At 35.3% G+C, this 21,217-nt stretch carries 19 protein-coding genes, 2 tRNA genes and 3 pseudogenes; 6 read left to right on the forward strand and 18 right to left on the reverse strand.

Going from position 1 to position 21,217, the window contains the following annotated elements:
* The first annotated feature begins 117 nt into the window (after positions 1-117).
* Together HMPREF3177_RS02610 and mprF are read left to right on the forward strand one after the other, a co-directional pair.
* Positions 118-729: a C39 family peptidase gene (locus HMPREF3177_RS02610; RefSeq protein WP_083286830.1), complete on the forward strand. Its 612-nt coding sequence runs from the start codon at positions 118-120 to the stop codon at positions 727-729.
* Positions 722-3,196, forward strand: coding sequence for a bifunctional lysylphosphatidylglycerol flippase/synthetase MprF (mprF, locus tag HMPREF3177_RS02615; protein ID WP_070456937.1), 2,475 nt, complete (start codon positions 722-724; stop codon positions 3,194-3,196). Before HMPREF3177_RS02610 ends, mprF begins: the two co-directional genes overlap by 8 nt.
* A 40-nt stretch (positions 3,197-3,236) precedes the next feature.
* Here the strand turns inward: mprF and menB are convergent, their stop codons facing one another.
* The 4 genes from menB to HMPREF3177_RS02635 are packed head-to-tail and all read right to left on the reverse strand — an operon-like array spanning position 3,237 to position 7,768.
* Positions 3,237-4,055: a 1,4-dihydroxy-2-naphthoyl-CoA synthase gene (menB, locus tag HMPREF3177_RS02620; RefSeq protein WP_040928528.1), complete on the reverse strand. Its 819-nt coding sequence runs from the start codon at positions 4,053-4,055 to the stop codon at positions 3,237-3,239.
* On the reverse strand, positions 4,052-4,840 hold the full coding sequence (gene menH / locus HMPREF3177_RS02625; protein ID WP_068130696.1) for a 2-succinyl-6-hydroxy-2,4-cyclohexadiene-1-carboxylate synthase: 789 nt from the start codon (positions 4,838-4,840) through the stop codon (positions 4,052-4,054). The genes menB and menH overlap by 4 nt, the downstream gene beginning before the upstream one ends.
* Entirely contained in the window at positions 4,827-6,482 is a 1,656-nt protein-coding gene (gene menD / locus HMPREF3177_RS02630; RefSeq protein ID WP_070456940.1) for a 2-succinyl-5-enolpyruvyl-6-hydroxy-3-cyclohexene-1-carboxylic-acid synthase, read from the reverse strand. The genes menH and menD overlap by 14 nt, the downstream gene beginning before the upstream one ends.
* Complete coding sequence (locus HMPREF3177_RS02635; protein ID WP_246827359.1) at positions 6,479-7,768, reverse strand: isochorismate synthase; 1,290 nt, start codon at positions 7,766-7,768, stop codon at positions 6,479-6,481. The genes menD and HMPREF3177_RS02635 overlap by 4 nt, the downstream gene beginning before the upstream one ends.
* A gap of 185 nt (positions 7,769-7,953) precedes the next feature.
* Here HMPREF3177_RS02635 and HMPREF3177_RS02640 point away from each other — a divergent pair, with 185 nt between their 5' ends.
* A complete protein-coding gene (locus tag HMPREF3177_RS02640) occupies positions 7,954-8,871 on the forward strand; it encodes a 1,4-dihydroxy-2-naphthoate polyprenyltransferase (RefSeq protein ID WP_070456944.1) in 918 nt (305 codons plus the stop codon).
* A 79-nt stretch (positions 8,872-8,950) separates the two neighbouring features.
* Positions 8,951-9,553 (forward strand): hypothetical protein, encoded by a 603-nt coding sequence (locus HMPREF3177_RS02645; protein WP_070456946.1) that lies wholly within the window; start codon positions 8,951-8,953, stop codon positions 9,551-9,553.
* A gap of 55 nt (positions 9,554-9,608) precedes the next feature.
* Here HMPREF3177_RS02645 and HMPREF3177_RS08705 read toward each other — a convergent pair whose 3' ends face one another.
* From HMPREF3177_RS08705 to HMPREF3177_RS08710, 7 genes and pseudogenes are all read right to left on the reverse strand, one after another.
* Positions 9,609-9,761, reverse strand: coding sequence for an IS3 family transposase (locus HMPREF3177_RS08705; RefSeq protein ID WP_083286835.1), 153 nt, complete (start codon positions 9,759-9,761; stop codon positions 9,609-9,611).
* A 181-nt stretch (positions 9,762-9,942) separates the two neighbouring features.
* Positions 9,943-10,559, reverse strand: a pseudogene (locus HMPREF3177_RS02650) (CadD family cadmium resistance transporter).
* 79 nt (positions 10,560-10,638) lie between these two features.
* On the reverse strand, positions 10,639-13,053 hold the full coding sequence (locus HMPREF3177_RS02655; RefSeq protein ID WP_070456947.1) for a cadmium-translocating P-type ATPase CadA: 2,415 nt from the start codon (positions 13,051-13,053) through the stop codon (positions 10,639-10,641).
* The gene (locus HMPREF3177_RS02660) at positions 13,046-13,411 is read right to left on the reverse strand and encodes an ArsR/SmtB family transcription factor (RefSeq protein ID WP_068128936.1); all 366 of its coding nucleotides are present in this window, start codon (positions 13,409-13,411) and stop codon (positions 13,046-13,048) included. The genes HMPREF3177_RS02655 and HMPREF3177_RS02660 overlap by 8 nt, the downstream gene beginning before the upstream one ends.
* Positions 13,412-13,646: 235 nt before the next feature.
* A pseudogene (locus HMPREF3177_RS08610) lies at positions 13,647-14,023 on the reverse strand (DUF6262 family protein).
* Positions 14,024-14,032: 9 nt separating this feature from the next.
* Positions 14,033-14,353, reverse strand: a pseudogene (locus HMPREF3177_RS02665) (transposase); the annotation flags it as partial.
* A 29-nt stretch (positions 14,354-14,382) separates the two neighbouring features.
* The gene (locus HMPREF3177_RS08710; protein ID WP_083286831.1) at positions 14,383-14,574 is read right to left on the reverse strand and encodes a JAB domain-containing protein; all 192 of its coding nucleotides are present in this window, start codon (positions 14,572-14,574) and stop codon (positions 14,383-14,385) included.
* Between the two features lie 47 nt (positions 14,575-14,621).
* Between HMPREF3177_RS08710 and iadA the strand changes: the two genes are divergently transcribed.
* Together iadA and nhaC are read left to right on the forward strand one after the other, a co-directional pair.
* On the forward strand, positions 14,622-15,773 hold the full coding sequence (iadA, locus tag HMPREF3177_RS02670; protein WP_070456949.1) for a beta-aspartyl-peptidase: 1,152 nt from the start codon (positions 14,622-14,624) through the stop codon (positions 15,771-15,773).
* A gap of 25 nt (positions 15,774-15,798) precedes the next feature.
* The gene (gene nhaC / locus HMPREF3177_RS02675; RefSeq protein WP_070456951.1) at positions 15,799-17,217 is read left to right on the forward strand and encodes a Na+/H+ antiporter NhaC; all 1,419 of its coding nucleotides are present in this window, start codon (positions 15,799-15,801) and stop codon (positions 17,215-17,217) included.
* A 43-nt stretch (positions 17,218-17,260) separates the two neighbouring features.
* On the opposite strand, the gene HMPREF3177_RS02680 is transcribed toward nhaC, so the two are convergent.
* From HMPREF3177_RS02680 to HMPREF3177_RS02710, 7 genes are all read right to left on the reverse strand, one after another.
* Positions 17,261-17,758, reverse strand: a complete 498-nt coding sequence (locus HMPREF3177_RS02680; protein WP_070456954.1) for a hypothetical protein — start codon at positions 17,756-17,758, stop codon at positions 17,261-17,263.
* A gap of 79 nt (positions 17,759-17,837) precedes the next feature.
* Complete coding sequence (locus HMPREF3177_RS08685) at positions 17,838-18,500, reverse strand: transglycosylase family protein (RefSeq protein WP_070456956.1); 663 nt, start codon at positions 18,498-18,500, stop codon at positions 17,838-17,840.
* A gap of 231 nt (positions 18,501-18,731) precedes the next feature.
* Positions 18,732-19,472 (reverse strand): 7-carboxy-7-deazaguanine synthase QueE, encoded by a 741-nt coding sequence (gene queE, locus HMPREF3177_RS02690; protein WP_070456958.1) that lies wholly within the window; start codon positions 19,470-19,472, stop codon positions 18,732-18,734.
* Positions 19,472-19,846: a 6-carboxytetrahydropterin synthase QueD gene (gene queD, locus HMPREF3177_RS02695; RefSeq protein ID WP_068131207.1), complete on the reverse strand. Its 375-nt coding sequence runs from the start codon at positions 19,844-19,846 to the stop codon at positions 19,472-19,474. Before queD ends, queE begins: the two co-directional genes overlap by 1 nt.
* A 137-nt stretch (positions 19,847-19,983) precedes the next feature.
* A tRNA-Ser gene (locus tag HMPREF3177_RS02700) sits at positions 19,984-20,073 on the reverse strand.
* A 10-nt stretch (positions 20,074-20,083) separates the two neighbouring features.
* Positions 20,084-20,158 (reverse strand) — tRNA-Asn (locus HMPREF3177_RS02705).
* A 294-nt stretch (positions 20,159-20,452) separates the two neighbouring features.
* Positions 20,453-21,040, reverse strand: a complete 588-nt coding sequence (locus HMPREF3177_RS02710) for a thermonuclease family protein (protein ID WP_070456961.1) — start codon at positions 21,038-21,040, stop codon at positions 20,453-20,455.
* Positions 21,041-21,217: the final 177 nt, after the last annotated feature.

Below are 21,217 nucleotides of genomic sequence, written 5' to 3' on the forward strand. Positions count from 1 at the left end.
AAACTCCCCTTTTAAATTTTACTTATTATATACCCTATTTTTTTAATTTTAAAAATGTTTCTCGTAGTCTTTCATATCATGTAATATATAATTAATAAAAACTAAAGAGTGAAGCCTATGATATTAAATGTTCAACCGAAAACGCAACTTCTCCCTTTCCCAATGATTATGGGGTGTGAGTCAACAGTTGCATCGATGCTTTTAGAGTATAACGGCATCAACTATTCACCAAAAAAACTTGCTGAGCTAATGCCAAAACATGCGGATGATCCAAGAATTGGATATGTGGGGCATCCGAGCTTTTTATATTTTAACGTACATCAAACGATTTTCCCAAGACCGCTCGGTCAATTTTTAAAATCTTTTGATGACAAAATTGTTGTACATTCTACAATGACGATGAAAGAGCTTGAAGACGTACTCGATACGAAGCAACCGATTATTATGCTTCCAACGAATAATTTTAAACGTCCAAAGTATAAGACGTTTCAGTTATCAACAGGATCTTTTAGAACGGTATCAAATATACATGCGATCCTTTTAATCGGATACGATGAACAACACTATTACTATATCGATCCTATATTATTTCAGTTTAAATTTTTACATTTACCAGCATTATGGCCAAGTAAACGTCAGATTTTTAAAATACGTAAATCGAAATTTTATAAAGGATATGTAAACGGTGAAAACGACGTTGTATACAGGGAGGTCAGTCTACATGAATAAAACATTAAAACACGTCTGGCCAAAATTTAAGTACGTGTTAATATTTGCGATCATTTTAATCGTTACGAATTTACTATTTAAAGAAATTCGAACAATTAACTTTAAAGAAACGATTAAAGAATTTCAAAATCTAGATACGTTAAGCTTTACAGGTATTGCACTTATTGGGATTTTAGCAATTTTTTCTTTATCTCTATATGATTTACTATTACGACGTGCAGCACACATAGATTTACCCGTTCGCACTGTTATTATTATTAGCTTTATCGTTAATGCACTCAATAACTTAATCGGATTTGGGTCGTTAATCGGCAACGGTATTCGTATTATGATGTATCAACCGAAAACTGAAAATAAAAATCTAATTAAATACATATCACTCGTTTTATTATCATTTGTGAGTGGACTCGGTATTTTTAGTATTTGTGTCATTACAAAAATGATTGATATTTCTCACTATAGTTTAGAGTACAAAGGTGCTCAACTATTAATGTATGCGATGGCTCTTTTTGTTATTGTTTTTATTTTATTCACGATATTGAAACCGATCGGAACAGATCGACTATTTGGTATTAAAGTCGTTTCTATCTCTACAATTGATTGGATTTTAGCAAGTGGAATTTTACTGATTATCTTTAAATTACTGGATGCTGATATGTCATTTAGTTTATTCTTTGCGGTATTTACGATTTCATCGATTATCGGATTACTCAGTATGATTCCGGGTGGATTAGGTGCATTTGATTTAGCATTTATTTCACTTTTAAGTTCACACGGTATTCCGAGCGAAAAAATATTACTTGCATTATTAATCTATCGATTTGTCTATTACATCGTACCGTTTATGATCGCGTTAACACTCATTATGAGTAATTTACCGACGATTATGAGTACATATATTAAAGACAACGATTCTTATACGACACATTTAATACAGTCATACGTTAAACATATACCAAGCGCAGTGACAGCGATTATTTTACTCATCACAGCGTTCGTACATTTAACAGGTAGTGTCATTATCTTATACAATATATCATTTGACCATTCGTCAGTGTCATTCATCATGTATACAGTAGTAATCACCGGTGCAATGTTGCTTGTTATATTTTCATACGGAGTGTTTAAACAGTCGTTACGTGGTATGTTGATGGCCCTAATCGGTGCAGCAATGCTATGTGTCGGTGTGCTGTTTACTTACGGAACTGTCGTCAGTGTTATATGGCTTGTCACAATTATCGTCATGCTATTTAACCAGATGAAAAACTGCCGTTACATCATATATCCACTAGAACCAAAGCGATATGGATTATTATTTATGATGTTCGTGTCAGGTTCAGTATATACGTATTTTATTTCACGCATATCTCTTAAAGAATCATTTAAAAGTATAACACTCGTTGAATCTATAACTTTAATGACCGTTGTGCTCGTTGGATTAGCGATTCTTTTATCCGCAATTTTAAAATCTCGTATTAAACGTGAACTCGGTCAATTACTCGGTCAATGTATTGATAAAAATGATGTTCGTGAGATTTTAAACACATATGGTGGAAACTATTTAAGCCACCTCGCATTTAGCGATGATAAATATATATTTAGTAATGAAACTAAGAACGCCTTTATTATGTTTAGTATCACGAAAGACCGTGCAGTTGTTCTCGGAGATCCTGTTGGAAACGAGGATTCTTTTGAAGACTTATTAATGGAGTTTTACGACACGTATCAACCACTCGGATTGCGCATCGTATTTTATCAGGCACAGGAAAAATATTTGCCGCTCTATCATAATTTCGGTAATGTGTTCTTTAAGCTTGGTGAGGAAGCTGTAATCCCGTTAGATAATTTTACTTTAAGTGGTAAAAAGCAGCGCGCATTCCGTGCGACGATGAATAAATTTGAAAAAGAGGGATACTCTTTTGAAGTCGTAGACACGTTATCTGAAAAAGATTACAACGCATGTTTACGTGTGAGTAATCATTGGCTCGGTGTAAAAAATGAGTTGTCATTTTCTGTCGGTCAATTTGAAAAAGACTATGTAATGGCTGCACCAGTCGGTTTAGTGCGTGACGAAATCTATAACGTCGTCGGATTTTGCACTTTCATGCCTGTCGATGACGAACGACTATCCGTCGATTTAATTCGTTGGAGCCCAAATGTCGACTTACCAATGATGGACGTTTTATACATTAACATGCTACTATACGCACAAAATCATGGCTATAAATACTTTAATATGGGGATGGCGACATTATCTAACGTCGGATTAAATAAATACGGTTACTTACGAGAAAAATTTGCAGCAATCGCTTATGAAAAACTCGGAGACTACTATAGTTTCAGTGGGTTACGTCATTATAAATCTAAATTTAAACCACATTGGGAGACACGATATTTAGTGTATAAAAAATATGACTCGATATTATTAAATATTATTCGAGTTCTTCAAACAATCCATAAAAAATAATCTCAAGTTCAATTGAACTTGAGATTTTTTATTCATAAATTTATGGGAATTTAGGGAATTGATCAAAGTCTGGTGAACGTTTTTCTTTAAACGCATCGCGACCTTCTTTTGCTTCATCTGTCGTGTAGTAAAGAAGCGTTGCGTCACCAGCGAATTGTTGAAGCCCAGCGAGTCCATCAGTATCAGCGTTCATCGCTGCTTTTAAGAAACGAAGTGCTGTTGGTGAATGTTGCATCATCTCTTCACACCATTTCACTGTTTCGTCTTCTAAATCTTCTAGTGGTACAACCGTGTTTACTAAGCCCATGTCTAACGCTTCTTGTGCGTCATATTGACGGCATAAGAACCAAATTTCACGTGCTTTTTTATGTCCTACAATACGTGCTAAATAACCTGAACCGTAACCAGCATCAAATGAACCTACTTTTGGTCCTGTTTGTCCAAATCTTGCGTTATCCGCAGCAATTGTTAAATCACACACAACGTGAAGTACGTGTCCACCACCAATTGCATATCCAGCAACCATTGCGACAACTGGTTTAGGCGTTACACGAATTAAACGTTGTAAGTCTAATACGTTTAAACGTGGGATTTGGTCGTCTCCAACGTATCCACCGTGCCCGCGTACTTTTTGGTCTCCACCTGAACAAAACGCTAAGTCACCTTCACCAGTTAAAACAATCACAGAAACGTTCTCGTCATCTCGCGCGCGACTCATCGCGTCGATCATTTCTGAAACAGTTAACGGTGTGAATGCGTTACGCACTTCCGGTCGGTTGATTGTAATTTTAGCGATACCGTTATAAAATTCGTACTTAATTTCTTTATATTCCTTTAATGTTTTCCACTCACGTGTCATTGTTTTCCCTCCGATAAAAATTCGTGGCATAGTTTTACGAATGTCTCTTTATTTTCAAGGTGGACGTTATGGCCACACCCTTTAAATATATGTAAGCGACTATTTTTAAGTTGCTTATTCATATTATCTCCAATTTTAACAAACTTTTCATCTTTTTCACCGGCGATAATTAAAACGTCGTTATCTTTATTTAAATCGTCCCAATAATGTGGCTGAATACCTGTTCCGTATTTACGTAGACTATCTGCTGCTTCAATATTATTTTGACTCAGTCTTTCTTCTCGTTGCAATAAAAAAGATTTTTCATCTAACAGTTTTTGACTTTGAAATAACGGTAACTCTTCCCATTCATCTATAAACGCTTTAAAATCTGTTTCAAGTCGCTCTCTACGTGATTCGTCGATTTTAATACGCGCATGTCGTCGGTCTACTTTACTCATTCCTGGCGACGTGGATTCTAATATAAATTTAGAAAATCGTTCACTATAATTTGCAAGTAGTGACACTGCAACACGCCCGCCCATCGAGTATCCGTACACATGAACATGTTTTAAATGTAATGTATCGATAAGCTGAACAATACTTTTAGCAATATGATTCATATCATAATCAATACCGACACTTTTCGTTTTCCCAAAGCCAGGTAAGTCTATAAGTAAAGTGTTCACATCAGTAAATGCTTTAGCAAGTTTTCTCATAGAACGTAAATCTGATAAAAAACCGTGTAAAATGATTAGCGTTTCGTCGTGACCATGATCATTAAATTCATAATTAAAATTTAACATGTTGAACGAGTGCCTTTACCTTTTGTTTTAAATCATTATGCTGCTTTACGTTATCTTCACGGTCTGTTTTAATTTCAATGAAGTTACGACCTTTTTGATTTAAAATTTCCTCTGTTAAATCATCTACGGATTTAATTAAATGATAATTAAATCCATATAATTTCGCTGCATGTGAAAAGTCTAAATCAAGCGGTGTTCCAAACAATCTCTCGAAGTGTATGTCGTGCTCTTTTTGAGGTAAATAACTAAAAATATTACCGCCATTATTATTAAAACAAATGACTGTGCCGTCTATCTCTTCAAGCTTCGACATGACAAGACCATTAATATCGTGGTTTAATGACACGTCTCCGATAATTAACGTCATCGGCATCTTCGTTCCAACACCAAATGCCGTTGAGACAACACCATCTATACCGTTTGCTCCGCGATTTGCTAATATATTTAATCGATTAAATACATCATACCGTTCAAAGTCACGAATCGGCATACTACTTGAGACGAATAACGTTCGATCATTATTAGTTCTTTTAATAATTTCATACATATAGCGTCCTTCGTCGTCATAGTTTTCAATTTCATCATTGATCAACTGCTTAATATCTCTATCGACTTCGTATAGTACATCCACTGAATGATCCGATTCAATGAGTAACGCATCTAACGTTTGTTTAACGTCACCAACATAAGTGACGTCTGGAGTTTTCGGAAATGTTTTAACATCGATAAACTCACTTATTAATATTTGTTTTAAAGACGTCTGTTTTAAAAATTGATTTGTCGATTTGGACGTCACCGCTTCACCGATACGTAATATAAAATCAAACTGTGATTCTAATTCATTACGTTGTTCATCTGTTAAATTCATAAATATTAAGTCATGTGTTGTAACAACACGTGATAACTTCGTGCGCTCACTGACTCTTGGGTCCATTATAAACGTGAGTTGCTTATACTTTTCAAAGTCAATCTTTTCTAAACTACAGTCCGTTTCACCAATAATGACTAATCCATTTCCTAGTAACGGCTCTATATTCGATTCTACAGTAATAGATTCTTGAATGAGTTGTTCTCTAAAAAAGAAATCTGTTCGATTTATATTTGGCATTAACGGTTCACGAACCGGAATATTAATGTGTACAGGACCTTTTAAAATCCCGTCAAAATACTGACTCGCTTGAAGTACACGATCTTCAACGTGAGACATATTATATTCACTTTCGTCAGCAATCGGAAGTTCTGTTTCAAATTTTACATAGTTCGAAAACATATTCGTTTGTTTAATCGCTTGTGGTGCGCCGACATCTCTTAATTCATGTGGGCGGTCTGACGTTAAAACGACTAACGGAATGTGCATTAACCCCGCTTCAGACACACTCGGTACGTAGTTTGCTGCTGCTGTTCCAGAAGTACATAGTATGCCGACTGGTTGTTTTGATGCTTTACTTAACCCGAGCGCAAAAAAACATGCACCACGTTCGTCTGGGTGGATATATGTTTTAATGTGTGGATGACATTCACATGCGATCGCAATTGGTGTCGAACGAGATCCTGGACTAATGACAATTTCTGTCATCCCTTTACTATATAACGCGTCGACTAACGTAAAAATTTGTTCAGTTAAGGCTTCTTGATGAGTCATTCTAGCGCCTCCAATACATCTAACATCGGTCTAAATTTCGTTCTAGTCTCTTCGTATTCAGATTCTCCTGTAGATCCTTTCACAATTCCAGCACCAGCATAAAGCGTCGCACTTTTACCTGTAATGCGCATCGAACGCAGTGCTACTGCAAACTCAGCTTCGTTAGACTTTGAAATGACGCCAATAGGTGCTGCGTATAATCCACGCGTAAAGTATTCTTTTTCCTTTATATATTCTAACGCACGATCCTTTGGTAACCCTCCGACAGCAGGCGTTGGATGCAAGGCGTGTAAGACGTCGAACAAGTTGCTTTCCTTATTAAGTGTCGCTTCGATTGGTGTATATAAATGATAAATAAATTTATTTTCTAATATACGCGTATCGTCATAATAAACTGAACTTGTATAAGTTTTTAAATCTTCGACGATTGAATCCCTGACGACGATATGTTCAAAGTGGTTTTTTTCATCGTTTAAGAAATCTTTTTTATTTTGTTCGTTTACCGTGTCGTCATCTTCTCTACGAATCGATCCAGCGATTGCGTGCGTCGAGAGTTTTTCATCTTTTAAGTAAAATAGCTTCTCTGGTGTTTTAGAAACGAACGTCGACGTCCCACGTTCATAAAATATCTTGAAAGTATCTGACTCTACTTTTAAACGGTTAATTAAAAAATTTGGATCAATTTCATTTTCAAATCGAATAAGTAATTCTCTCGATAAAACGACTTTTTCAAAGTCATCATCTAAAATGTCCACTGTATTGTCAACAAGTGCTTTCCAAGCTTTTGGATAAATTTCATGATGGCTCGATATTTCTGGAAATCTGAAGCGAGGCTCTGCCACTTCGATTCCACGCAACGTATTCACGATTAATTCAGCTAAATTTTCTGTTTGAAGGTCTTCTTTCTTTAAAATAAGAAACGCTTCCTGATTGTGTAAATCAAATTGCCATGATGCAAGGATAAACTCGACCATTTTAAAATCGATCCATTCATCAGTCGTTTTTTTATCGTCAAAACGTGTGCCACCAAATAAGTGGATATCCCCGACTAATCCATCATTTAATTTAACATGTTGAATATTATTAAATAGGCCATTTTTTTGAGTGTTTAAAATGTCCGCATTAAATTGTTTACGATTAATTGAATCGATATAGTCAACACCTATTACGTTAATATCCGCTTCACGTGATTTAAACCAGTATCTTTCGCCTTTATTATGATTAAAGTGCATAAAGATTTTGGACGGCGTTATATCGAAATCTTTCGTACTAAAATGTAATGCCAAATATGATGTGTTTGAATCTATACCAATCTCATCAATAAGTGATTGCGAGGACTCAATATGCATTATACTCACATTCCTTTAATATAATTACTTTATATTTTATCATCTTTCCAAAAAACTGTGTACATAGTTCGCCATAAAGTATGATAGAATGTTGTACAGTTATCTTTAAAAGGAGATTTAAAATGCAACATGCAGATGTTCTTACCGGATACAAAAAATATATTAGTTTAACACGTCCCCATACATTGACCGCGGGATTTGTCCCTGTGTTTGTTGGGACAGCGGCAGTACTTCCATTTGGAAATGTAAACTTTTTAATGTTTTTCTTAATGTTAACTGCGACAATTTTAATTCAATCCGCAACAAATATGTTTAACGAGTACTACGATTTTAAACGTGGACTCGATAGTGCAGATTCTGTTGGAATCGCCGGTGCCATCGTACGAAATGGTATTACACCGAGACGTGTGTTAACTTTCGCACTTACATTTTACTTTATTGCAGCTCTTATTGGATTATACATTGCATACGAAACTTCTTGGTGGTTACTCGTCATTGGTGGTATATCGATGGCTGTCGGATACTTATATACAGGTGGTCCTGTTCCAATATCATGGACACCTTTTGGTGAAATATTCTCAGGAATATTTATGGGACCAGTCATTATTCTTATTACGTTTTACATCCATTTACAAGAATTACATATGTTTCCATTCGTATTATCTTTACCAATTATGATTACAATCGGCTTGTTAAATATGTTTAACAACATTCGTGATCGCGTAAAAGATGCACAAAGTGGACGACGTACATTCGTCATTCTCGTAGGTAAAGATACGGCTACTCAAGTCGTTAACTTTTTACTAATACTATGTTTTGCATTCGCAATTATTATGGCTTTTACAAATTTATGGCCATCATTATTTTTACTTTTACCGTTACTTTCATTTAAATTGTATAAAAAAACAATGCAGCTTTTAAGAGACGGAGATTCACCAGTAGAGCTCATTCCAGCGATGGCTGCGATGGGCAAATTCAACACGATTTACGGTTTATTACTGTCAATAGGCGTATTATTATACGGTTTATTTATACATTAACCATTTACTGAAAATAGCTATAAATTTAATTTGTTCTCATATATACTTAAACTATTCACACAATTTGGAGGGCATAATAATGAGTTTTAAACACTTTTTAGTTGCAGGTGCAGCTTCTACATTACTACTTACTGCTTGTAACACTGATGATAACAAAACAAGCGAAAAAGAGAATGGTACAGAAGAAACTGCAACGACAGAATCAAACGAATCAGTAGTTAAAGACGTTGACGTAAGCGAAAACGACTTAAACGAAGCGATTGAATATGATGGCGAGTATGGTAAATACGTAATTACACGTATCGATACTATCGATATCGAACCATCAGATGAAGAAAAAAAAGCAGATGAAAATGCTACAGCTAAGAAAGCTGTCGTCATCGAATATGAATTCACAAACAAGTCATCAATCCCTACTGCAGGAAACGAAGCATTTGCTTTAGACCTTGCGGTACGTCAGTTCTCAGAAACTGGGATGATTGCAACGGATAACTTAACATTAGATATTCCAGAAGATAGTGAATATCACGCACTTGTCAACGACTCTACAACAACACTTCAAACAAATGAATCTACTAAAGCAGTAGTTGCATATGGTCCAGTAGATCCAGACGAAAACGAAGTGAAAGTTCAGTCTCGCGAAGACGAGTCATTACTTGATCTTGTTTTAAAATTTAAATAATAACTTTTTACAACAGTATGCTATGATGTGCTACCCAAAAGTTGGACTTTTGGAATTAAGCAGATTGTAAGGTATGTTTCCTGAATTCTTCAGGAGACATGCCTTTTAATTTTAGCTTAATTCTATCTTTATTATAGTATCTAATATATTCATGTACTGCGATCTCTAATGCTTCATATGTCTTGAATACTTCTCCTTTTACTTCAATATCTTCTCTTGATGGGTTTGTATCTTATCAATAGTAAATTATGAAAAAAATGGTTTAAATCAATGTTCTTACTTTAAGTACATGTGTTTAACGTAAATGATAATTAGTTAAATATAAAAAGGTTATCCCAATCAATAGGATAACCTCTTTATACTTTACTTTATGATTTGGATTCGCCACTTCAAAGAAGAAATGAAATCAGAGCATTGAATGTTCCATTTTCAAACAATATATAAATACCTAGCCCAATGAATACAATTGGTACAATCCAACGTTCATATTTCTCAATTGTTTCCGATATAAAATCGAAGGAAGCTAGACGGTAACTGACATAGCACAAAACTCCAACCATAATAAGAAAGACAATAGTGACAATAAAGATTTCAGACATATTTAAGGTCGTGAAGTACGGTATATAAATGGAAAAGTCATCCGCACTGGAAGCCAATACGATGAAAGTCATCGTCAAAAATAACTGATTAAATTTTCCAGAGGAGAATAAGGATAAAATGCTACTTTCATCTTCATCCTCTTCTCCTTTAATCCATATTTTCACGCCTAGGTAAAGTGGTAAAAGCCCAAGTAGTCCGATAACCCATTGCTGAGGAATTAAATTTACAATCCCCTGTGCAACTAAAAGACTTGCTCCTATCACAATTGCAGTCCCTATATATTGTCCTATCCAAATATGTTTTACCTGACCTTTTTTACTTGCGAAAACAAAAGAATTAATATGACGAGATAATCAATTCCTGTTGCTACATATACCGCAGTAGCCGTCAGTATCGTCGCGATCATTTTATCGTCTCCAATATTTTAGGGATAGGACTTTTCTTCAAAATGAAAAGTCCTTCCGTAAATTACACACATATAGTACCTATTTATCCTTCACTCTCATCAGTCGCAAACTATTTAATGCTACCAAAATAGTGGCTCCCATATCGGAAAGAATCGCAATCCAAAGGGTTAGCCAGCCTGGAATAACCAATAGTAAGGCAATTATCTTAATTCCGATGGCAAACGTGATGTTCGCTTTGATGATATTTAGCGTTTTCCTGCTAAGTCTTACTGCAAATGGAAGCTTACTTAAATCATCTCCCATTAATGCAATATCAGCTGTCTCGATGGCAGTATCTGTTCCAGAACCGCCCATTGCAATGCCAACAGTGGATGCAGCAAGTGCAGGAGCATCATTGACGCCATCGCCAATCATAGCTACATTACCATGCTCGGCTTTCATTTTTTTAATATAGTCCAACTTATCCTGTGGCATCAATTCGGACTGAATATCAGAAACGCCTACATGAGCACCGATTGCTTCTGCGGTACCTTGATTATCACCTGTCAGCATAATTGTTTGCTTGATTCCTAACTGATGAAGTTTTTGAATCACATTTTTACTTGTTTCGCGGACCTCATCTGCTACAGCAATCACGCCGAGGATTGTTTGGTCCGTTCCAATAATCATGGCCGTTTTCCCTTGGTTTTGTAAAACTTTCACTTTATTTTCAAACTCAAGGCTAAAATCGGAAACATTTAATTCTTTAAAAAGCCTTGGACTGCCAATATAATAGGTTGTTCCATCTATATTCCCTTGAATGCCCCGACCTGTAATAGAAGTGAAGTCTTCCACTCTAACATCGGAATAAGTAATATTATCTTGCTCTGCTTTCTTCATTATTGCTGAAGCAAGTGGATGTTGTGATCGATATTCTAAAGCTGTAATAATGGAAAACAGCTCTTTTTCTTCCACTTGATCATTTAACACTTTAAAATCTGTTACCACTGGTACACCTTTTGTCAGTGTTCCTGTTTTATCAAATGCGATTGCCTTAATGGCTCCTAATTCCTCTAGATAGACACCGCCTTTAATCAACACACCTTTTTTAGCTGCATTTCCAATTGCCGAGACAATCGAGATTGGAGTAGAAATAACTAATGCACACGGACATCCAACTACAAGTATCGCTAATCCTTGATAAACCCAAGTATCCCAACTTCCACCAAAGAATAAAGGTGGAACGACTGCAACGAGCGCCGCAATAACCATAATGATCGGAGTATAATATTTCGCAAATTTATCTACGAATGCTTGCGCTGGAGCGCGCTCCCCTTGTGCTTCCTCAACCAGATGAATAATCTTGGAGATGGTTGTATCCTCTACGTATTTGGTGATTTTTACTTCAAGTAGTCCCTCTTCGTTAAGCGTACCTGCAAATACTTCATCATCTACCGTTTTGGCAACAGGGACAGATTCTCCTGTTATAGCAGCCTGGTTGACAGCCGACACCCCATTTATAATGATCCCATCCATGGCAATTTTCTCCCCTGGTTTGACGATCATAATATCACCCACGGCGATATCGTCCACATGGATCATTATTTCCTGACCATTCCGCCTAACAAGTGCTTCTTTTGGAGCAATATCCATCAATGAACGAATGGACTGTCTTGCTCTATCCATAGAAAAACGTTCAAGTGCTTCACTGATTGCAAAGAGAATGACAACAATGGATGCCTCTGCCCATTCACCAATGATGGCAGCTCCAATAACTGCAACGGTCATAAGGGTTTTCATGTCGAAATCAAAGCGTATCAAATTTTGAAAACCAACTTTAAATAGTGAATATCCGCCAATTACAATCGAACTTACAAATAACATGGAAGTTACAAGGTTATCTTCTCCATTTACAAAGTGAGAAAGGTAACCAAAAGCAATCATTAATGTGGCAAACAGCAATGTGCTGTGCTTTTTATAAAACGGTATTTTCTCTTCTTTAAGAGCCTTAGTGTCTTCTTTGACCGCTTGTATCGATGGATTCGCCAGTTTTTCAGGAATTACCTTAAGATTCTCGAAAGCACCTGCTTTTTCAAGCTCTTCAACCGATGCATTTCCATATACATCAATTTTGGAAGCTCCGAAATTGACTTTAGCATCATGCACCCCTGGTAGTTCTTTTACATTTTTTTCAAACTTCCCAGCACAGTTTGCGCAAGAAAATCCCTCCACACGGTAAACATTTTTATCTTCTGTTACCACTGGTTCGACCCGTCTTCTAGTCTTCTCTGGTGCCACTTTAAGATTCTCGAAAGCACCAGCCTTTTCCAGATCTTCAACAGTTGCACTGCCAAAGACATCAATTTTGGAAGCTCCGAAATTGACTTTAGCATCATGCACCCCTGGTAGTTCTTTTACATTTTTTTCAAACTTCCCAGCACAATTCGCACACGAGAAACCCTCCACACGGTAAACCTGTTTATCTTCTGTTAATGTTTTTGTTGAACTATCCAATACTAGCAACCTCCCTTTGATGCAAGAAAGCTTTTTCTACAAGCTGTTTAACATGCTCATCATCTAGTGAATAATAGACTAATTTTCCTTCTTTACGGTATGTTGCTATACCTAAATTTTTCAACAATCTTAAATGATAGGATGCCGTAGCCGTTGAAGATTCAATGATATTCGCTACATCACAAACACATAACTCTCCCTCTAAAGATAAAACATAAGCAATTTTAACCCTTGTATCATCTGACAGAGTCTTAAAAACTTTCGCTACATCCATAGGATTCTGTTTAGCAAGCTCTTTTTTAGCCCTGTTTACCTTATCTTCGTGAATACAGGTAACTTCACACATATCTTTTGTCATAATTATCCTCCTTATTCAAATGACTATTTGTTTGATGATTATAATATATCATACCATAAACAAATAGTCGAATGATTGTTTGAATGATATATAATTAATATTAAAAAGGATTGATTTCTAATGTTAGAAACCAATCCTTTCGGAGATTTTAACCAAATTTTAAAGTATCTTAAACATAACTGCCCTGTTAGTTTAAGTACATTTCTTCACAATTCAATTATAGATTAACTTTTAACTATTCATTATTGTACAATTCTCCATATAATTTCTGAATTTGGTTTTTTAATTTTTTATTTTCCTCCTCTAATTCCTTAACTCTTGTTTTTAAAGTCTTAACAAGAACCCCTTCAGATCGAGAGCTTTTCTCAGATTTTGATACTATATTTGATGTTATTTAACGTTTACGAAGGGATTCGATTCTTTGCCTAATATCTTGTTCTTTATAAAGCCATGATTTAGAAACTTTGGCTTCCTTTGCTATTGAATTAAAATTAATAGCTTTACCTTCAATCGAAAATTTAGAAATCGCCTTGTCTACTTTTCCCTTGTCTTTTGTGATTTCTGCTTCGCCAAACGTACAATTTCTGTTGTATTTCTAACTTGTTTATCCATTGATAATAACCCCGTCAAACTTCCAATGATTTGTTCTAAACGCTCTTTAACACGGCTATTAGTCTCTATTTGTCTTTGCCATTGTTTATCCTTTGCTATGGTTAATAACTCTTCTGTACGCTCTAACTGTTCTTCGTGCTGTGGTAAGAATTGCTTACTGGTACAGAAGTGAGTGCAATCTAAGCATGCATTCGCATGTGGACAACCACCTGATATTACTGGCAATCTACAATAACCATTTGGAAGCACTTGTGCATTTATATTTTTCTTGAACCATTGAAGCACTACATCATCGACTTCACTATCATCATCTAGATTGAGCACATCTCCTCCTAAACTACTTTAACTACTATTATTTATTATACTATGGTTAATAGGTCACCACTTGGATGATTATGTACACATACTATCGCAGTACATAAAGTAAGCAATGCTCGGTTAAATATTTCTTTTGGACTTACTAAAGTTGAATCAACAGTTCCTTTAAATAATGTTTCTTCATAAAGTACCTTATATTTAGTGCTTAAAAATAGAACATGTTTTAATTTCATTAATATGGTTATATAAATAGTAAGAATATTTAGAAATGAGTGCTAATATGTTTACATTAATTAAAAACGCAGATTTATTTACTCCAAAGTCATTAGGCAAAAAAGATATTTTATTTACTCAACATAAAATTTTAAAAATTGACGATCAAATAGACGTCACCGACCTTCAAAAAATGTTTACTGTTAAAGTCATCGAGGCTAATAATAACTACGTCGTTCCTGGTTTTATTGACCCACATATCCACTTACTCGGTGGTGGCGGTGAAGGTGGTTTCCATAAGCGTACACCTGAAGTTCAACTCAGTGACCTTATAAAAAGTGGTTTAACAACTGTCGTTGGACTACTCGGAACTGACGGGACGACGAGACATGTTTCATCCCTACTCGCTAAAGCGCGCGGATTAGAAAAAGAAGGTGTCACTACTTTCATTTACACAGGAAATTATGACGTACCTACACCGACAATTACAGGGAACGTTAAAGACGATATTATTTTAATCGATAAAATCATCGGTACTGCTGAAATTGCAATAGCCGATTCACGATCAGGTCAACCGAGTACGCATGAACTCGCAAAAATTATTGGAGATTCTCGTGTTGGCGGATTAATAAGTGGTAAAGTTGGTGTTACACATTTCCATACTGGACCTGGTAAAGCGTATTTATCTCAATTACATGAGGTACTCGATGAGTACGAACTACCCGCTTCAAAATTATATGCAACACATATTAATAGAAGTAAAGAGCTAATGAACGACGCGATTTCTCTCGGTAAAAAAGGATCATTTGTTGATATTACATGTGATTATGATGAGGCATTTGGATGGGTCAAATATTACAAAGAAAATAATGGAGATCTATCACAACTGACGTTATCTACTGACGGTAATGGGAGCTTACCAAAATTTGATGACGAAGGTAATCTACTCGGCTTAGACGTCGCACCAACGGATACAATTTTAGAGACAGTGAAAAGAGTCGTACAACATCATATTCTTTCATTAGAAGAAGTTTTATGTTTAGTGACAACAAACACATCTAGAGCTTTAGAACTAGAATATAAAGGAAATATCGCGAAAGACTATGACGCAGATATTTTAATTATTGATAAAGACACATTTAAACTTACAGAAGTATTTATGAAAGGTAGACAGATGATGTCACGTGGTGCTGTCATTGTAAAAGGGACGTTTGAATAATTAAATTAGAAAGTATGTGAATCACATGAAAAGAAAGCCTACGTTATTTCAAGCAATATTACCAATCATTATAATGCTGTTATTATTATCTATTGGATTTGGTGTCTTAAAACTCAGACCTGAACCATTATTAATATTATCATCTGTTTTTGCTGGTCTAATCACTCTAAGATTAGGCTATAGTTGGAAAGAGATGATGGATGGTATACAAGAGAAGATTTCACTAGCTATGCCCTCAATCTTAATATTGATTTCAATCGGTATACTGATCGGAACTTGGATGATTGCTGGGACAATTCCGATGCTAATATATTATGGTATACAACTCATTAATCCGCAATTCATACTCGTTATATCATTTGTTGTTGCTGCAATAATTTCAATAGTTACTGGTACATCATGGGGTGCTGTTGGAACCGTTGGTGTTGCTTTAATCGGTATCGCAACAGGTCTAGAAGCAAATATTCCGGCAACTGCAGGTGCAATCGTAGCAGGTGCTTATTTTGGAGATAAACTATCACCACTTTCAGATACAACAATATTAGCGCCGATTGCTGCAGGAACTGAATTATACGAACATATAAAACATATGTTATGGACAACTGTCCCCGCTGCGTTATTATCACTAATTATATATTTTATCGTCGGTCTAAATGTGAAATCTTCAAGTATAGAATCACCTTTAGCGACAAATATGATTCAAGAACTCGATATGATGTTTAACTGGAATATTTGTTTAATTATACCTCCACTTATTGTCCTAATAGGAGCGATTAAAAAATATCCAACATTACCAGTGATTATATTATCTTCAATCGTTGCTGGAATTACAGCGATGATTTTCCAAAAATCTACATTACAAGACGTATTTCTTTCAACTGTAAGTGGTTTTAACGTAGATATGGTATCAAAAATAACAATTACTGAAGAAGAAGTAATGCCTGAAGTTCTTAGACTAGTCAACCAAGGTGGTATGGAGTCTATGACGTCCGTAACACTTATTGCTTTCGCTGCTTTTGTGTTTGCCGGCATCATTACAACGTCGGGCTCACTAGAAGTTATCATTGAAAAACTATTAACTGTTGTTAAAAAGACTGGAGATTTAATATTAGCTACGGTTTTATCTTGTTTAACTATGGCACTAGTAACTGGTAACTCTTACCTCTCAATTATAGTTCCTGGTGAAATGTATAAAGACACATATAAGAAAAAGCAATTAGATCCTAAAAATCTGTCTAGAACTTTAGAAGATTCTGGTACTGTAGTTGTCCCAATTATCCCGTGGTCAAGTGCAGGAGTCTTTATGGCTGGTACATTAGGTGTGCCTACTCTATCTTATGCGCCTTGGGCAATACTTTGTTATAGTGGTTTTATATTTGCAATAATACTTGGCTACACAGGTATTGGCATTACTAAACTTGAAGAAAAATCCACACAAAAATAGAGATGTTTTTAAACATCTCTATTTTTTATGCTCTTAAATTACACTAAAACATCGCAGTACGTTTCGTTAAAATAAATTTCGTACCTGTGACATCATGCGCGATTTCTCCACCTTCAATGTAGATTTTAACTGATCGCGCTTTATGTACATGGTTGTTAAAGTCACGATATCTAATTAAAATTCTCGCATTAAACGCTGTTCTTTCTTCGATATAAACGTTTAGTTTAATTACGTCATGCTCTATAACCCCTCGTGAATCCACTGCTGGTGTCCCATATTCATAATCTGTCGTAAAATCATAACCTTCAATTGTAAAATCCTCAAAATGAAACGGATTTGCATTGTTGTTTATAATTCTAAACTGCAGAACAAGACGGTTTTGATCGTTTTTAAATCTCTTTACTTCATCGATTTCTAAATAAGGTTGAGTAAGTAATACTTGAGACTTACCACGAACTCTAAATGCTAAAATCGCTGTCGTAATAGCAATGACTGCAATTATAATCGATAAAATACTAATGACGTCTAGACTTATACCCATATAATCACCACTCTCTTAATTATAATAATAACAAAAAAAGCATGTTTTCACGAAGAAAACATGCTTGATTTATTAAATATTATAGGTAAGCACCACATGTAGGCCATGGTTGTGCACCACGTTGAGCATATAACATTTGTGCACGCATTGTTTGTTCTTCAGCAGATGCTTGAGAAGCAACTCCTGTGCCACCTACTGATGCCCATGTACCAGCGTCAAATTGGTATAATCCATGGTAAGTTCCTGAAGCATCTACGATGTTCGGGTTACCACCAGATTCACACGCTGCAAGACCAGCCCAGTTTAAACCATCGTTTGATGCTACTGGAGCTGATGCTTTTGGAGCACTGTACGAATAGTTTGGTTCATTGTATGAGTAGCTTGGTGCTTCATACGTTTCGTAAGAAGAATAGTTCTCTACTACTGGAGCACTTGCTACATATGATTCGTTGTTGTTAAATGAGTTATCAAATTCAGAGAAATCCGAACCAACTGGTGCGTATTTCCATACCCATCTTTCTCCATCTGATTTAAATTTGAAAGTTGTACCTTCAAGATCAAATGAGATTTCGTAAGCTCCCTCTTGTACTGGTGCTTCGTTTAATTTTTCTGGATTATTGATTGCAAGTTTTGCAAGTTTTGCTTCATCAACATTAACTTCTGATGCATTTGCTTGAACTCCTGCTAATGATGATAAGCTTAAACCAACTGCTAAACCTGTTGTTAAAATTGTTTTCTTCACTATGAAACTCCTCCTAAAAAATGTAGAATCATTTCTTTCACTGTACATACTATAGCACGTCTAAATATTACTGTGGTTACAGCAATATTAAGAATCACGCCCATATTTGACAGAATAATTACATAGTATTTCATTGCTCAGATACGATTAACTAAAAAATCACTCCAAGCCCTATTTCTATAAGGTTTGAAGTGATTATGTCAGGCGTGTAACAGATTGTAACAATCGACATTAAACGCCTCTTTGATTATCATAAATTAGTGCGTGAAGTTGAGGTAATGGCTTAAAATCATTAGCTTCAGGATCGTTTAGCACCATTTCCCATAACTCCTTTAAATCGTTTAATAGACGACGACTAATATCGCCACCTTCATAAGGGTCTGGATTCCCAACACTCACATAAAAATCTCTATTATAGTTTTTATATCTATTATATACGTATTTCGCATAGTCAAAATCTTCTTCATTAAATATAACGACTTTTAAGCTGAAATTGACATTCGCTTCATGTAGTTTATTTAATATATCATCGAGAATCGTAAAATCTGTTTCCATTTTAGAAGATGGTGGTTTCGGAGAAATTGTTAAATCATCTATTTTTAAAAACCATTCTTGGTAAATAGAACCTTGAGTCTCTAATCCGACTTTCACCTCATCATTATGGAGCATATCAATTAGATCATTCATCGGTTTATTAATAAGTGCAGGATTTCCTCCTGTAATCGTCACATGATTAAAATTTCTTCTATTATCTACGTATCCTATTTCTTGAATTTTATTATAGACGTCTTCTGCTGAAAGTACGTTCGCCTTTTCTTCACCATTCCACGTAAAGGCACTGTCACACCACGCGCATGAATAATCACATCCACCAGTACGAACAAACATCGTCTTTCGACCAATGACCATACCTTCTCCTTGTATAGTCGGTCCAAAAATTTCCATAATAGGCATTTTCTTTTGTTGTCTCATTAGCGTAACTCCCTGTATCTCGCCCATGTTTTTGGCGTTTCTGATACTGCAACTTCTACAACGTTATCCATATTTAACTCATTTTTGATTTTTTCATAGAAGAATTTTGCGATATTCTCAGAAGTTGTTTTAAAATCAAACACGTCATTTAAATGTCTGTGATCGAGATTTTCATCTATAAATACTTTAATTGGCTTTAATAAACCAAAATCTGTAACAAAACCATCATCATTGAGTTCGTCTGAGCCTAAAGTCACTTTAACGATATAATTATGACCGTGCAGTCTTTTGCATTGATGTCCTTCTGGTAAGTAATCTAATTGATGACTCGCACTAAAATGAAACTCTTTTGTTATTTCATAATTGTAAAACATATTCGTACTCCTTGTATAAACTCGTTATATACATTGTATCATTTAAAAAAAGACAAAAAAATACGGCAGTTATTTTCATAACTGCCACCAGTTAGTCACCAAACTGGTTAAATCCCTTATATAATAAGGTTTATGTACGGGCACGGAGAGATTCGAACCCTCGCGCCGGAATGAACCGACCTACACCCTTAGCAGGGGCGCCTCTTCAGCCACTTGAGTACGTGCCCAAAATAAAAATGGCTCCGCAGGTAAGATTCGAACTTACGACCGATCGGTTAACAGCCGATAGCTCTACCACTGAGCTACTGCGGAATATTTAATTAATCAACATGTTCTATTATAGCAACTCTGTAAAATATTTCAATGATATTTTATAAAAAAATATGAATTAAATAAAAAAGCAACGCAGATTTTATTTTCTGCATTGCTAAAAAATTTATTAGTTTTGCGAACAACTTCGAAATGAAAATGTAATCGGGGGGCGATTTGTTCATTTCATGATTTTATAATAGCACCCCTTTAAAAATAAAACAAGCCTAATTGAGAAAATAATTCGATTTTCTCAATTAGACGTTCATAATTTAGACATAATTAGAAAGTTATTGCTTATCTCCACATACCGACTTTCTTTCTTTTCGCTTCTTCTTCAGCTTGACGCATTTTATTTTCGTACGTTGTATTTGGCGGATATACGTACTTCACTTCTGCAAGCCCTTCTTTTACAAGTTGTTCGTTGACCATTATGTCATCCGCAAATACATATACTAAATATCTACCATAATTATCTGTTTGTGACTGATCAAACATAACATATATATGTTCTGCATTATTAAGTAAAGCCTCTACTCTATGTAACGCTTCTTTTGCGAATGGCTCGTCTTTCTCACCAGATTTTCGTCCTATTTCAGGAGTATCAATTAGTAAATATCTAAAAGAATAACTTTCATCATTAAAGTAAAATCGAGTCGTATCTCCATCTATATGAAAATCAACTGTTACCTCGTATTTTACGAGACTTTCAGCATCATTTATATCTACACCGGTTTCGACAATTTTTGGATTCTCACTGACGAAATATAATACTATTAAAAACAGAAAGACAATCAGTAAACCAGGTAAACTTAATTTGCGAAACTTTTTAAAAGGATCTTTACCTGGTTTATATAGGTCGTTCACATTAAATTTCTTGTTCATAAAACCATCCTTCATTTATGCTATTACAATTATACAAGAAATTATATAGAGATACATTTTATTTTTTAAAATTAATAAAAAGCTCTTGTAATTATTCGTTTCATTGTGTAGAATACTATCTAGACGTTAAAAATTCATATTAACGCGGGATGGAGCAGTTGGTAGCTCGTCGGGCTC

The sequence above is a fragment of the Nosocomiicoccus sp. HMSC09A07 genome (assembly GCF_001808485.1).
GTDB classification, from domain to species: domain Bacteria; phylum Bacillota; class Bacilli; order Staphylococcales; family Salinicoccaceae; genus Nosocomiicoccus; species Nosocomiicoccus ampullae_A.